The organism is Liquorilactobacillus aquaticus DSM 21051, assembly GCF_001436755.1.
GTDB classification, from domain to species: Bacteria; Bacillota; Bacilli; order Lactobacillales; family Lactobacillaceae; genus Liquorilactobacillus; species Liquorilactobacillus aquaticus.
Genome location: NZ_AYZD01000034.1, coordinates 35,028 through 49,976 on the forward strand (window position 1 = coordinate 35,028; position 14,949 = coordinate 49,976).

At 37.9% G+C, this 14,949-nt stretch carries 15 protein-coding genes and 1 pseudogene; 2 read left to right on the top strand and 14 right to left on the bottom strand.

Annotated features, from left to right (window positions below):
* Positions 1–4 precede the first annotated feature (4 nt).
* Positions 5–1,018, bottom strand: coding sequence for a Gfo/Idh/MocA family protein (locus FC19_RS10600; protein WP_057876919.1), 1,014 nt, complete (start codon positions 1,016–1,018; stop codon positions 5–7).
* A 267-nt stretch (positions 1,019–1,285) separates the two neighbouring features.
* On the opposite strand from FC19_RS10600, the gene FC19_RS10605 reads away from it, so the two are divergent.
* Complete coding sequence (locus FC19_RS10605; protein WP_083488449.1) at positions 1,286–1,681, top strand: DUF4828 domain-containing protein; 396 nt, start codon at positions 1,286–1,288, stop codon at positions 1,679–1,681.
* Between the two features lie 118 nt (positions 1,682–1,799).
* Here the strand turns inward: FC19_RS10605 and FC19_RS10610 are convergent, their stop codons facing one another.
* The 4 genes from FC19_RS10610 to FC19_RS10625 form a co-directional block, all read right to left on the bottom strand.
* Positions 1,800–2,336: a DUF1697 domain-containing protein gene (locus FC19_RS10610; protein ID WP_187327552.1), complete on the bottom strand. Its 537-nt coding sequence runs from the start codon at positions 2,334–2,336 to the stop codon at positions 1,800–1,802.
* A gap of 59 nt (positions 2,337–2,395) precedes the next feature.
* The gene (locus FC19_RS10615; RefSeq protein WP_057876921.1) at positions 2,396–2,755 is read right to left on the bottom strand and encodes a PH domain-containing protein; all 360 of its coding nucleotides are present in this window, start codon (positions 2,753–2,755) and stop codon (positions 2,396–2,398) included.
* A gap of 1 nt (position 2,756) precedes the next feature.
* On the bottom strand, positions 2,757–3,134 hold the full coding sequence (locus FC19_RS10620; protein WP_057876922.1) for a TetR/AcrR family transcriptional regulator: 378 nt from the start codon (positions 3,132–3,134) through the stop codon (positions 2,757–2,759).
* A gap of 223 nt (positions 3,135–3,357) precedes the next feature.
* Positions 3,358–3,969, bottom strand: a complete 612-nt coding sequence (locus FC19_RS10625) for a nitroreductase family protein (RefSeq protein WP_057876923.1) — start codon at positions 3,967–3,969, stop codon at positions 3,358–3,360.
* A 100-nt stretch (positions 3,970–4,069) separates the two neighbouring features.
* Here FC19_RS10625 and FC19_RS10630 point away from each other — a divergent pair, with 100 nt between their 5' ends.
* Complete coding sequence (locus FC19_RS10630; protein WP_057876924.1) at positions 4,070–4,387, top strand: winged helix-turn-helix transcriptional regulator; 318 nt, start codon at positions 4,070–4,072, stop codon at positions 4,385–4,387.
* A gap of 165 nt (positions 4,388–4,552) precedes the next feature.
* On the opposite strand, the gene FC19_RS10635 is transcribed toward FC19_RS10630, so the two are convergent.
* The 9 genes and pseudogenes from FC19_RS10635 to ligA all read right to left on the bottom strand — a co-directional run bounded on the left by FC19_RS10635 (position 4,553) and on the right by ligA (position 14,911).
* A complete protein-coding gene (locus tag FC19_RS10635) occupies positions 4,553–5,194 on the bottom strand; it encodes an SAP domain-containing protein (RefSeq protein ID WP_235809379.1) in 642 nt (213 codons plus the stop codon).
* 48 nt (positions 5,195–5,242) lie between these two features.
* Positions 5,243–5,611: pseudogene (locus FC19_RS12015) on the bottom strand (AAA family ATPase); the annotation flags it as partial.
* A gap of 313 nt (positions 5,612–5,924) precedes the next feature.
* On the bottom strand, positions 5,925–7,301 hold the full coding sequence (gene rlmD, locus FC19_RS10640) for a 23S rRNA (uracil(1939)-C(5))-methyltransferase RlmD (protein ID WP_057876925.1): 1,377 nt from the start codon (positions 7,299–7,301) through the stop codon (positions 5,925–5,927).
* Between the two features lie 67 nt (positions 7,302–7,368).
* Positions 7,369–8,412: a diacylglycerol kinase gene (locus FC19_RS10645; protein WP_057876926.1), complete on the bottom strand. Its 1,044-nt coding sequence runs from the start codon at positions 8,410–8,412 to the stop codon at positions 7,369–7,371.
* 36 nt (positions 8,413–8,448) lie between these two features.
* Positions 8,449–9,879, bottom strand: a complete 1,431-nt coding sequence (gene gatB, locus FC19_RS10650; RefSeq protein WP_057876927.1) for an Asp-tRNA(Asn)/Glu-tRNA(Gln) amidotransferase subunit GatB — start codon at positions 9,877–9,879, stop codon at positions 8,449–8,451.
* Entirely contained in the window at positions 9,879–11,342 is a 1,464-nt protein-coding gene (gene gatA, locus FC19_RS10655; RefSeq protein WP_057876928.1) for an Asp-tRNA(Asn)/Glu-tRNA(Gln) amidotransferase subunit GatA, read from the bottom strand. Before gatA ends, gatB begins: the two co-directional genes overlap by 1 nt.
* A gap of 3 nt (positions 11,343–11,345) precedes the next feature.
* Entirely contained in the window at positions 11,346–11,648 is a 303-nt protein-coding gene (gene gatC / locus FC19_RS10660; protein ID WP_057876929.1) for an Asp-tRNA(Asn)/Glu-tRNA(Gln) amidotransferase subunit GatC, read from the bottom strand.
* Positions 11,649–11,750: 102 nt separating this feature from the next.
* Positions 11,751–12,902, bottom strand: a complete 1,152-nt coding sequence (locus FC19_RS10665) for a CamS family sex pheromone protein (RefSeq protein ID WP_057876930.1) — start codon at positions 12,900–12,902, stop codon at positions 11,751–11,753.
* On the bottom strand, positions 12,899–14,911 hold the full coding sequence (ligA, locus tag FC19_RS10670) for an NAD-dependent DNA ligase LigA (RefSeq protein ID WP_057876984.1): 2,013 nt from the start codon (positions 14,909–14,911) through the stop codon (positions 12,899–12,901). The genes FC19_RS10665 and ligA overlap by 4 nt, the downstream gene beginning before the upstream one ends.
* Positions 14,912–14,949 lie beyond the last annotated feature (38 nt).

A 14,949-nucleotide genomic window follows, 5' to 3' on the forward strand; every position in this document is an offset into this window, starting at 1 on the left:
CTCTTCATAGTAATTGTTTTGAATCCGCATCAAAATGCAGATGCGCACTGTTACGCAAATCATACATAACCCGGTTAACCTGGACAGCAATTGCCAGCCAATCATCCATCTGCTGCTTTGAATCTAATGAAGTCGGGTCATTCAAAATATTTGTAAAATCCTGCACTTCAGAAAGCATTGGATTTTTATCGACCTCCTGAGTCAAGTCACGTTTATTCCCTTGACCGTCAAGTAGCATTATTTTTTGGAGTTCTGCCGCATTATCCATTACAATTGTTTCTTTCAGACCATAAACTTCACTCGGCAAGTAAGAATTGACCGTTTTTCCAAAATTCAAATTAACTTGATAACCTGAATATTTTAAGATTGCAGTCCCTTTTCCGTCAATTCCATTATGCAGCTTAGTTGGGTAATATATGGCATCATTGGGAACACCAAACCAAGAAACAGCATTATAGACGAGATATACACCAAGATCTTGTAAGGCCCCTCCAGAAAAACGCAAAGAAAAAATATTTGGCTCTTTCCCGGCTAAAAAACTGTCATAACGTGATGAATACTTCATGTATGTTAGATTTGCGCCTTGAATAACATTCATTTCTTTTATTCTCTGCTTAAGCATCTTAAAATTACGTTCATGAAAATGTCGCGCGGCTTCAAAATAATAAACACCACGGTGTTGTCTTAACAAACGAATAATTTGCCGCATCTCTTTCGGGTTTGAACAAGCTGGTTTTTCAACAATAACATGCTTCCCAGCAAGAATTGCAGCTCGCGACTGTTCAAAATGCAGACTGTTAGGTGAAGCGATATAAACTACATCGAAGTTTCCTTCTTTAAAAAAACGATCCAATTCAGTATAACATTCCGCATTATCCGTAAATTTTTGTGCGAAAGTTTCAGCCTTAGTCAAAGTTCTGGAGTACACACTTGTCAGCTGCCATTGTTCAGTTTCGAGTACCGCATTAATAAATTGTTCTGTTATCCAATTGGTACCGATAATTCCTAGCTTCAACATCTTAGACTCCTCCTTTTAATCGCTTTCTATACATTATTGTAGCAGAAATTCTATACTGCGTATATATTACAGATTTCAGATTCTTAACATAATTATTACAAACGCAATAACATGACTATAATATTTCATTTTCATCATGTTACTGTTAAATTTCAATTCATTATCTATGTTGTTCTATCAAAAAATGTTATATTAGAGCTGAAGATACGTGACACCATACAGTTCCGTTGTCTATCCAAGTACTACCCAAGGAGGGGCACCTTTATAATGAAACCCGGAAAAATAAAGAAGTTAAGTCTACTTCTTAAAAAACATTTTTTTAACAACCTATCAAGTGATACTAGTCGCAAGCAAAATGCTCTTTTGCCATCTCTTTATGTTGGAACTTGGAACTTCTCAGATGAACTAAGTCATCGCAACCACCAGTTGGAGATCACTCCTGCACTTGACGTATTAATAGACAAGCGGAAACTGCCTGGTAGAATTGAGCATTTAGATACGAAGGAACTAATCTTTTTGGACAATTATGGCTATCATCTGCGCATCGATGCAACTGATTACCAGCCAATCAGTCTCTTTGATGAAGCAGACAATCGTGTTTACCCAATTAGTACCATTGGACTTCCTGAAAATTCTTCTGACAAAAAAACACCAATTAATTAAGAATATCCCATAACTGTTAGAAAAACTAACAATTATGGGATATTTTTGAAGACACGTTTGTGTTTTTCGCTGCTGAATATGCAAAACACATGGCAAGACCTTACGAATTATCTATTATTTATTCTCTCTCTAATCTGATCAACTTAGTGATAACATTAAATTTCCTTGTTGTAGCGTCTATCTTCAACTTACGTTCTAAGAAATTATTGTTGAGTCTTTTCTTTGCAGCATCTTTTGGCAAATACATATAGATACACTCCGAGCCGATTTCTAGTTTCTCTCCCAAAAGCGAGACATTATTTAATAAATCAAAATTCAATTCGGATAACCGCTCATTGAAAAACACCAAATGTACTCTAGAATAATCATAAGTATCATCAAATGGATTCTCATTAAGTGCTACTGCAAGTTCCTTCCTGCTTTTGACAATTACTTTTAAATCAGCCCCTATGTTTTCTAATATCCGCATATGAACTTCTTTTGCAACTTCTGGTTTTGGCAAATCAGAATCAAAGATAATATTCCCACTTTGAATATAGGTCATCACCTTCTTAAAACCAGCATCTTCCATAATTGACTTTAAGATGACCATTTTGGGTATTCGGTTTTTCCCCGTTGGTGTAACACCACGCAAAAAGACATAGTATTTCATCAATATCTACTCTTTCATAAGAAAATTTTATTCTTCTACCCTATATGACTTTCTATTCGTTATTAATCTTGTGTTTTTATAGTATTATTAATTTCATCAACCAGTTTTCGCCCATTTTCAACTCCTAAAACCAAACGTGCATACTTTTCATTTCTAAGTTGGATAACAACGACTGTACTGGTACGTTTGACATTGAAAAAAGTTTTTTCATTGTTTTTGTGAAAAGTCCCTGCATAAAATCCAGGAATACTTGTACCCGGCGCCTTTAAACCACGAAATTCATTGAGAATACCATTATCAATAGTTGCTCCATCTATATTCTTCAAAGGTATTTCTAACCGTTTCTTTACAGCAAAAATTTTATTAATGCCTTGTGGTACTACTACTAACTTGTTGCCTGTTAAACTAACTTTATTTTCCATGCTATTCTCCCCCTTCTAAAATACCGCTTCGCTTAAGTACGGCTTTGCCTAAAAGCTCCATCACATTTGAAGAAGCACTTTCTTTATACCATTGTTTTAAAAGCTGTCTAATCGTATTGTCTTTTGCAGCCAACTCCATCATTGCAATAATGACCAAATTAATTGTAATTTCACTATCTTTCTGCTGCTTAATATTTTCTGATAAGGCATCAATAAACATTCCACGTTTGCTACCGAAAGCAGAATAAAGACTTCCACGAAGAAGACCTGTAGCTTTGACTAAATCATCAAGCGATGTTCCTTCAAAGCCATATTTAACAAAAACATCACTGATGATTATTAAAATTTCAGATTGCTGAAAACTCTTTTTTCTTCCCATGACTCTATTCTAATTATATTTGACTCATCAGTCAACAATTATTTTTGAATGATTGTTCAAAAATAATTAATTATAATTTTCTTGTTTGAATTAAGATTCTTACGGTTAGCTTAAAAAATAAAGTTTCTGTAAGTATTATTTTTGTATTAATCAACACGTTTTGTCACTCAAAAGCTGTTTTACCTTGCAAATACACACCATCTTAATAACATGAGTTTTTTCGCTATTGGATAATTGTTGTAAAACTTTTTGAATCCTCTCTAATATGACGATGGCCGAATCTAAGTGCTTTGCCTATCGGCAAAAGCATTATTGGAGATAAATTTTTAGGTATCTTCAAATAGTCAAGAACAGCGTTAAAATTAACTCCTCTCATCGGGACTGAATCGTATCCAAAAGCTCGAATCACATGCATTAAATTCATGCTGAACAAACCCATATCCAAGCGCAACCCCGGCTCTCTGCTGTCTTCTGGATGCATTGCAAAATAAGTTTCAATTCGATTCTGCTTAATTTCTGCTTGATCCTTTTCAATGAGACGATGCTTAATACTATAATTAACTAGTTTCTCTATATCGTATTGACTCTTATCACCCAATATTAATAATACTGCTGACGCCTCGGCGACGTGGCTCTGACCAAAAGAAAGTTCTTTTAATTTGTTTTTCATGATCGTGTTTTTAATAACAACAACTCTCCATGGCTGAGAGTTGTTGTTCGAAGGCGCATTTGCAGCATGATTCAACATCTCTAATATTCTCTGATCACTAATCTCCATATCGGGCACAAAATGACGAATCGATTTTCGTTCGTCTAAACTATTCAAAAAATCCATTGGTAATACTCCCCTTCTCTGTTATAAAATTATTGTATTAGTAAAAACAAACAATAAACAGTACGCACATTTTTGTAACTTAAAAAAGGCAGGTTATATTATGCAATCAACAGATGAATGGTCTTGTGGTGTTTCAAAAGTAATGGATATCTTTTCTGGAAAATGGAAGCTCAATATTTTATGGACAATCTACAACGAAGACGGTATTCGCTTTAACCAACTCAAACAAGAAATTACTGGAATTACAAATATCATGTTGACCCGATCACTTGAAACGTTAATTTCTGAAGATTTTGTTTCAAAAAAACGCTTAGGAAGTAAACCTCCCTTCAGATCTGAGTATTATTTGACAGCCAAGGGAAAAAGCTTACTTCCGCTCATGCATTCCTTAAATGATTGGGGAAAAATTAATCTGTGATTTAAAAATATTTTCATACAACACAAAAAAAGGTGTTGGGTCAAAAGTTGAATTTTGAGCCAACGCCTTTTTGATTCCATATAAACGTGTTTTGGTGTAAATAAAAATTACTTTTTAGCATACAGATCTCCAACAACACTGCTAATTTAATTCTGAAATTGATTATTATTTCAGCTTTAAATATTCTTCAACTTCATCAGCATACGTTTCGAGTAAAGCTGAAGAATATTTTTTCTCTTGTTTAGTGTTTTTTACATATCCCCACAACAGGCCTGCCACTTTAAGACGATCAGTAAATTGGACTGTTGCTGGATCCAAGAAAAAGCTCCGTACAAAATTGTTCCACTGGTAGGTCCTTTCTTCAGATACAGAGGCAATTTGGTCTTTATCCTTGCTTAATTGCAAAGAGCGTCTGATTAAGTCAGCCACAGTCATTTCAGTATCATTTTCTTGCTCAGCTTTGCGTTTGACAATTGCCATTTCTTTTTTAAAGGAGAACTTTTCAGTACCAAAATAAGCAGCAAAAAATTTGCGCGCTTCATTATTAAAAACAAAACCAGATCCGACAACCTTAGTGTCCAGCCTAATCGAGTCTGCCATGAGTGCCGGTTTTTTAACCCTAGGGCGCTTTGCTTTTATTTCGGAAACCGGCGTGCCAGAAAGGTATTTTTCGATATAAGAATTCAATTCTGCCTTTGTTCCCGACATAGGTAAGCCAACTCGGCGACATAACTCGCTTAACTCCTTTTTGTAATAATACTGCTCTTTAAATTGAGTTGAAGTGCTTGGCATTACTAATTTTTTCATCAAATTTATCCTTCTTTCATTTCTGGTACTGATCAAGTTAAAACATAGCTATTTCGATTTTTTTATGGTAGCACAGCACCAAAAAAGATTAAGTGATTTGGTCATAGTTCTAGCCCCCTTGACAAAACGTTGAATTTCTTTATATCTTTTGTATAATAACTTTTCCCGTTTACTATCACGCGGCTGCCAGTAGACTCTATCTATTAAATCTTCAGGAAGATAATGCTGCTTTGCGGTCTGATATGGTTGTGAAAATGGGGCAATCAGCCCAGTCCCTGCACCAGCCGCCTCTCCTGCATGTTTATATAGTGATAATCTCGTAGGTAGTTCGACATCGGATGGTACTTCTTCAAGCGCTCGTGCGTAGGCCCAACGGACTGAATCGGATTTTAGAGCTAAGCAGAGCGTAATAACCGCATATGTTAGCCGCGATGCTGCTCAAGGCAAGCCAATATTGACAGTTGGAAAAAACAAGGTGAGCGCGAAAAAAATACCAGACATTAAAACTAGCACAATCCAATTATATTCGAAAATCTACTCAAGTAACTGTCTAGTAATTAATTTTCAAGATACAAAAAAGAGTGAATCTCTCCACTCCATAATAATCTATCTTTGTGTGAATATTGCAAAGACATTACTATAATTCTTAATAACCCTTATTTCTAATTTAGTATCCTCGCCTGCTAAGCTAAGACGTTACGCTTGAAAAAAACTAAACCAAGAGGATCTTCTAACTATCTGTTCGTTGCAGCAATGCGACACTCTCGACATGTGTTGTCTGTGGAAATTGATCGACAGGCTGAATTGGCTGTTCAATTGTGTAACCTTTTCCAAGAAACAATTGCAAGTCTCTGACCAAAGTTGCAGGGTTGCAACTGACATAAACAATCTTGTCAGGGTTCATCTTAACTGCACTCTCAATCAAGCTTTCAGCGAGACCTTTACGTGGAGGATCAACGACAAGAACATCTGGCTTAATTCCTTGCTCCTCCCATTTTTGCATCCATTCTTCTGCCGTACCCGTTTCAAATTGTGTATTCTCAATTCCATTTGCTGCTGCATTTAACTTAGCGTCGACTACGGCTTCTGGAACGATTTCTACCCCATAAACTTTTGCAGCTTTAGTTGCAAGCGTCAATGAAATTGTTCCAATTCCACAATAAGCATCGATCACCGTTTCTTTTCCTGTTAAGTTAGTACCTTCGGCAACTGCTTGATAGAGCCTTTCAGTCTGGACAGGATTAACTTGGTAAAACGACTGCGGTGAAATATTAAAAGTTATTCCATTTAGTTGATCTTTGATCTGTTTTCTACCCGCTAATAGCTTATTCTGCTTACCTAAAATCACGTTAGTGGATGCTTGATTAACGTTCTGAATAATACTGCAAACATCGGGACATTTTTTCTGGATTGCTTCCACAATCTGTTTCTGCATTGGAAGCCTCTTAGAACGAGTAACAAGGACAACCATCACCTCATGCGTGTAATAGCCCCTTCGAACCATAATATGCCTGATAACACCGCTGTGTTTACGCTCATCATAAGCTTCAATATTGAATTCACGCAAGATATCACGAACTTCTTTAATGACCTCATCAATTCTTTTGTCTTGAATGAGAAAATCTTCCAGAGGAACGAAAACATGACTGTTTTTCTTGAAGAAGCCTGTTTCAATTTTACCATTGACTAGTCTAACCGGTACCTGTGCTTTGTTTCGGTAGTGGTAAGGTTCATTCATGCCAATCGTCGGCGCAACTTTAATGTTTTCTAAGTGAACTTTCTTAAGCAGTTCTGATATCTGATTACGTTTAAATTCAAGTTGAGCCTCATAATTAAGATGCTGCAATGGTGCGATCCCCGTTTGGAGATAATGATTCTCAGTTACTTCAACACGTTCTTCACTTGTAGTCAACCGTTCTACGACCTTAGCAAAGCCATAGTTTTTGGATGTCTTAAGCACATGTACTTTAACTTTTTCTGTAGGTAGCGCATTTTCTATAAATAACGGGTAATGATCAATTTTAGCCACACCCATTCCTTGGTACGTTAAATCCTCAATTGTAACTGTTAATTCTTCGTTCTTGCTTACCGGTGGTTTACTCCCCATATTTTTCTCCTCTTCGCTCAAAAAACACCGCGTTCTTATCTACAAAAAAGTTCGCGGTGTTTTTTGATTACTTTTTATTTTTTTCTCCAACTGCTCCATCGCCGTTGATATCTTCACCTATCAGATCTTCCACACTTTCAACAAAGTGTTGGCTTGCATCTATTTCTTCCGGCGTTTTATTAGAAGACGTAATTGCTCCCTTGGGTATCTCTTCAGTATTAGCAAACATTTGAATATGCTGCTTTAAGTTTCTGAAAACCATCGGAGCATCTCCGCCATATTCCCCATCAATATTAATCATCATTTTCTCGTCTACCGGTTTAGCCGTTAGCTTCGCCGTTTTTACGTATAATATCCTAGGATCGTTAATATGGCGTCCTCCGTTCAAGACCATTGTCATCAGTTGCAATATTTCAACTAAGTTGCTGGTCTTGACAACAATCAAAGTAAACTTGCCATCATCCAAAGATGCGTCTGGAACAATTTGTTCAAATCCGCCAATCGAATTAGTCAATGCCAGTAAAAACATCGACGCTTTCCCATCAAAAATTCCATCATCATATTCTAAATGCATTTTTATAGGCTTAATCCGCGGCAGCATCTCTGCACCCTTCAATAAATAAGCTAAGTACCCGAATAAAGACTTGAATTGTGATGGAACACCATATGTCAATTCCGTCAATAATCCGCCGCCAGCAATATTTACAAAATATTTTTCTCCGGCCTGTCCGATATCCATATTAACAGTTTGGCCCTTGGCGATAACCTTAGCAGCTTCAACAGGATCTTCACGCGGTATCCTTAAAGCACGGGCATAGTCATTGGTCGTTCCAGCTGGGATAATCCCCATCTTCGGACGCTGTTTAAGTGGTGCAATTCCATTTACAACCTCATTGATCGTTCCGTCACCGCCAGCGGCAACGATCAAATTAAAACCAGCTCTGGCAACGCGTTCAGCCTCATTGCGCGCAGAATCGGGCTCAGGCGTTGTCTGAAAAGCACTGGTTTCATATCCAGCACGTTCCAAAATATTTAAAATTTCTACTAGATCATTCTTCATCGCTTCGCGACCTGAAGTTGGATTATAAATGATCCTGCAACGCTTTTGCATCCTTAACTCCCCTTATCCGGTATTCAAGATCACAATTTAAAGTTGTTTCAAACTTGCTATCAATAATTTGTTGACAACTTTTGGATTTGCTTTGCCACGTGTCTGTTTCATGATTTGGCCCACTAAAAACCCAATGGCACGGTCCTTACCATTCTTGTAATCTTCAATTGATTTTCCATTATTTTGAAGTACATCGTCAATAATTGGTTGAAGTACAGCAGGATCTGATAATTGAACAAGTCCCTTTTTCTCAACCCATGCTTTTGGTTCACTACCGTTAGCAATAATTTCCTTAAATACTTTTTTAGCTATCTTGGAGGAAATAGTTGCATCTTGAATCAGTTTAATCATCGTTGCTAAATGTTCTGGAGTTAATTTCGTATCTAACAAACCAATCTGGTTAGCATTTAAATACGCATTAACGTCGCCCATCAACCAGTTACCAGCTAATTTAGGTTCGGCCCCTTGCGCAACAGCTTCTTCAAAGAAATCGGACATTTCCTTAGTCTGTGTTAAGACGTTTGCATCATATTCAGGCAAGCCCCAATCTTCAACATAGCGTTTGCGGCGTTTGTCCGGCATTTCAGGAATCGACTCTTTAACTTCCTGCACCCAATCATCAGAAATATGTATTGGTGGCAGATCTGGTTCTGGAAAATAGCGATAATCACTTGCGCCTTCTTTAACACGCATTAAGACCGTTTCACCTGTCGCCTCGTCAAAACGACGTGTTTCTTGTCTAATTTCATCACCAGCCATCAAAACTCTTTGCTGACGCTTAGACTCATAATGTGAACCCTTGCGCACATGTTCAAACGAGTTAAGATTTTTCATTTCAGTCTTCGTGCCTAATTTATCGGACCCGATAGGGCGGACAGAAACATTAACATCAGCACGCATCGATCCTTCTTCCATCTTCACATCGGAAATACCAGTAAACTGTATTATCTGACGCAGACGTACTAAATAAGCATAAGCTTCATCAGCGGAGGCAATATCTGGTTTTGAGACAATTTCAATCAGCGGTGTGCCTTGACGGTTGAGATCAACATACGAATAGCCATCAGGACTATGGGTATTCTTACCCGCATCTTCTTCAACGTGCATTTCTTCAATCCCAATTTTCTTTTTCTGACCATCAACTTCAATCTCAAGCCATCCATGACGCCCAATTGGTGTCTGCGCTTGTGTTATTTGATATGCTTTAGGATTATCAGGGTAGAAATAGTTTTTGCGGTCGAAGTGAATATCTCTTGTAATTTCACAATTTAATGCTAAGGCAGCACGCATCCCAAATTCCAATGCTCCTTTATTAACCGTTGGCAACACGCCTGGAAGTGCCCAGTCGACCACATTTGTATTGGTATTAGGGTCTGATCCATATTGTACAGGAGCTGGAGAAAAAGCTTTGGAATTTGTTTTCATTTCAATATGAACTTCCAGACCGATCGTTGTTTCAAAATTCATTAATTTTGCCCTCCAATCATTGGTATCTGCTTATGAAATTCAGTTGCTTGCTCAAAAGCATAACCCGCACGGTACATCGTTGTTTCATCGAATTGATTTGCAATTAACTGTAAACCAACAGGTAATCCCTTGCTGTACCCAGCAGGCAGTGACATTCCTGGTAATCCTGCAAGATTGACCGGAATAGTCAGAATATCATTCATGTACATCGTAACAGGATCTTTGATATCCTCTCCAATACCAAATGCTGTCGTTGGCGTTGTAGGCCCTAAAATCAAATCATACTTACCAAACACATGAGCAAAGTCTTGGCATATTAATGTTCTAACTTGGGCAGCCTTCTTGAAGAAAGCATCATAGGTACCAGCAGACAATGAGAATGTTCCCAACATAATACGACGTTTTACCTCATCGCCAAAACCTTCAGATCTGGATTTTACGTATACATCTTCCAGATTTTTAACATCTTGAGCACGATGACCATAGCGAATTCCATCGAAGCGCTGCAAATTAGATGATGCCTCTGATGAAGCAATAATATAATAGACCGGCACACCGTATTTACTGTGTGGCAAGCTGACTTCATCAACTTTTGCTCCTAATTTTTCAAAAACGGAAATAGCATTTTTAACAGCTTTTTTGATGTCGTCCGCAACACCTTCACCTAAATATTCCTTAGGAACGGCAATACGCATTCCCTTCACTCCACTATCTATTCCCTTAGTAAAATCAGGTACTTCATGCTTGGAACTTGTAAAATCACGCGTATCTGCACCACTAATTGCATTTAGAAGTAAAGCATTGTCCTTGACTGTTCTCGTAAACGGGCCAATTTGATCTAGGCTAGAGGCAAAAGCTATCAACCCATAACGTGATACACGACCATATGTCGGTTTTACTCCGACAATTCCATTAAAAGATGCAGGCTGACGAATTGAACCACCTGTATCTGAACCTAAGGACGCAATTACTTCCCCAGCAGCAACAGCTGCTGCTGAACCGCCGGAAGAACCACCAGGAACTTTAGTTTGATCCCAAGCGTTCTTTGTTAATTTGAATGCTGAGTTTTCTGTTGAACCACCCATTGCAAATTCATCCATATTGGTTTTCCCAATTGTAATTGCCTTGGCACTCTTCAGTTTTTCAATGACTGTTGCATCATATATTGGATCAAATTTTTCTAAAATTTTGCTGGCTGCTGTCGTTCTCAAGCCCTTAGTAACAATGTTATCCTTAATTCCCAATGGTATCCCAGATAAAACATTATCAGCATCAATGCCTGTTTTATCTACCTCTGCTGCTTGTTTCAAAGCACCTTCTTCATCAACGCTCAAAAATGCATCGACTTTTTGCTCACGTTCATTAATCACAGCAAGCGTTTCTTTTGTTAGATCAGTAGCACTGATTTCTTTTTTTACTAATAAATCGTGCAAACTCGTTAAATCATTTGCAAAGTAGTCCATTTACTATGCCTCCTCGTTTTCATCAATAATTGCTGGAACTTTGATAAAACCATCTTGATGTTCAGGGACATTTTTCATTAGCAGTTCACGCTCTGTTCCCTTGACTGCGACGTCTTCGCGCATTGTATTGATAGAGTCCGTAATGTGCGTTGTAACCTTAACCCCAGTCGTATCAATGTCACTAAGCTGCTGAACCATATTTATAATTTCATCCATTTGTCCAGTAAATTTTTGTAATTCTTCCTTTGAAAAAGCAAGTTTAGCCAATCCGGCGACATGCGCTACTTTATCTTCACTAATTGCCATTTATTCTCCCTCTTTCTTCCTTTTATAGTTTTATTCTAGCATATCTAATAAAGCAAATGCGCGGTTGAATTTAATTCACTAACCGTATGCTTGTTTTTCTAATCAATAACTGCTAAAGACATGTGTATAGTAACTGCTGTCCTTGGCTTTCCGTGCAAGGAAACTCTGAACAGTTCCATCGCTCCCCTTAACCGTAATATCAATCGGAATCCCACTAGGGAGATAGGTTTTAGCAGCCTGTGCAATAAACTGGGTAAAGCTGGTTATCTCTGTTTCACTATAAAACTGGGTCGTAATATTCACATGCAAACCCTTTAAAGACTTATCCTCATATTGACCTTGGGCGGTAACTCCGGCCAAATTGGGGAAAAAGTTTTGAATTTGTTTCTTAAAACTTTCAAATGATGTTTCGTCATTGTCATTCGGCACAGAAGAAGTCGATGTTGATGGGAAGACATAGCTTTTCACATTAACATCCTTCCATGAAGAAATTGAGTTGCCGCTTTTGCTAACTGTGTAAGCGTAAAAAGATCCTCCAACCAAACTGTCATCCGAAGCTTGCTGATACATCCCAATCATGATTGGAACATTGTCGGAAACACCCTCTGTATTTCTTAGTCGTGATAGAACTTTTGCCGCAGCAGCCTGTCCTTCTTGAATCATTTTCTCCTTTGAGATAGTTGTCGTAAACGTTGCTCCATATTTTTCTTTCTCGTAATAATCCTTACTATTCATTCCGATCCCAATTGTTATTCCTGACAGAGTTAACTTGCCATTTTTTTGCTTCATGTAATCTTGTTCTTCTATTTGCTGAACATAAATTGGGTTACGCTTATTAGCATCTGTTTGACCATTATCAACAGGGTTTAACCCACTTGGATTTGATTTTGATTTTCTGTCTAACCATTTTTCCACTGTTGCAGACGATAACAACTGCCCTTCTTGAAAAACATAGCTGTTCGTTGGAAACTGATTCTTTGATAGTTGTGTTAACCCTGCTTCAAAACTTTTCAAATTTAAAATGTTGTCCGCATTCTGAGTTACTCCGACACCACGAGCCTTGCTTGTCAAATATTTTCCATTTTTGACGACTCCTTCATATTCGCTATCACTATTTTGCCCTGTTGTCTGATATCCTGATGAAGAACTCTTTGCAGCGCTATTACCAGTCGAGGTTGAGTCACCAATTTTTCCACAGGATGCAAGCAACAATACACTTAATCCCAAGCCAAAAATAACTCCTATCTTTTTCACTTTTCTTCCTCCATTTGTTCGATAAATTGCTCTTCATCTATGACTTTAACTTTTAATTTCTGTGCCTTCGTCAGCTTACTTCCTGCACTATGGCCCGCAATTACCAAATCAGTTTTTTGAGAAACACTCCCAGTAACATTCGCACCGTGAACTTCAAGCCAATTTTTTGCTTCAGATCTGCTCATATGTTCCAAAGTTCCAGTCAAAACGATTTTTTTGCCAGTAAAATAACCTTCTTTTACTTTAAACTCATTTTGATCTGCACCTTTGTAAATCAAATTAATTCCGACACTAGTTAGCTCATCGATCAGTTCTCTAACTTCATCGTTGCTAAAATATGTGACAATGCTATCAGCAATTACCTCACCCATTGAATCGATTTTTGCAATTTCCGCAGTATCTGCCGCCATTAATTTCTTTAAATCCTGAAAATGCTGCATTAAAATTCTGGCTACTTTAGCTCCAACGTGTCGAATACCTAAACCAAAAAGAAGCCTCTCAACGGAATTATGCCTACTTTTATCAATAGCTGTCAACAGGTTATTGGCAGCTTTATCTTTAAATTTATCTAACTTAATCAAATCTTCAAAATTTAGACGATATAGGTCGGAAACATCCGCAACCAAACGACGCTCAAATAGCTGCTCGACTACTTTAGGTCCCAATCCTGAAATATCCATTGCATTTCTTGAAGCAAAATGAACCAAACTCTCCTTTATCAATGCTGGACATTTAGGATTAATACACCTTAATGCAACCTCGTCATTCAAATGTACTAGTTCCGCATTACAGATAGGACAAACTTTCGGGATAACGCTCTTTTGTGAATCAGTTGGCCGCTTCGCTAATATTACATTGGAAATTTCAGGGATAATATCGCCTGCTTTATGCAAAACAACCGTATCCATTAAACGAATATCTTTTTGTTTTAGATAATCCGGGTTATGCAATGAAGCTCGTGCAACAACAGAACCGGCTAAAGTTACTGGATCCATGACTGCCGTTGGGGTAACAATACCGGTTCTGCCAACTGTCCATTCTATTTGGCGAACAACTGTTTCCTGCTCATCTGGTGGAAATTTATACGCAATTGCCCAACGTGGAACCTTAACCGTATTCCCAACTATTCGTTGAACACTGAATGGATCAGCTTTCAAAACAATTCCATCAATATCATAAGGAAGCGTTATCCGTTTCTCTTGATATTCGTCAATGTATGCATCTACATCGGCCATAGTATTAGCTACACGCGACTCAGTATTAATTCTAAATCCCCATTCTGACATCTTCCGTAATGCTTCGCTTTGTTTATTTATTCCTAATTTTTCTGGATTCATCAAATAATAAATAAATGTACTCAGATGCCGCCTTGCTGTAATAGCTGTATCCAACTGTCTCAAGCTCCCAGCAGCTGCATTACGCGGATTAGCAAATACAGTTTTACCTTCTGCCTCGCGTTTGGCGTTCAACTCAACAAAAGCACGTTTAGGCATATAACATTCGCCTCTCACTTCAATTGAGACAGGTTCTGTTAGTCGCAGTGGAATTGCTTTTATTGTCTTAAGATTTTCCGTAATGTCTTCACCAACAACACCGTTCCCTCGTGTCGAGCCTTGAACAAAAAGACCATTTTCATAAACAAGTGAGATTGCTAGACCATCTATTTTCAATTCACAGTTGTAAGCAAATTCATCATTTATTGTTTTGTGCAACCGTTGATCAAATTCTGTCAACTCCTCTTTGGAAAAAACATCTCCCAATGACAACATCGGCAACACATGATTCAGTTTGTTAAATCCCGACAATACTTGTCCCCCAACGCGCTGCGTAGGAGAGTCATCTACTATAATTTTGGGGAATTTCTTTTCCAAACCGACTAATTCTTGATAAGCTTTATCATAAACTACATCTTCTACAGTTGGCTGATCCATAACATAGTATTGATGGCTCCACTCACTAAGCTGTTTCCGAAGTTCCTGCGCTCGTTTTTTCGCAGACAGTTCAGTCAACACAATTACTCACTCTCCTATCATTTTTCGAGTTCGAA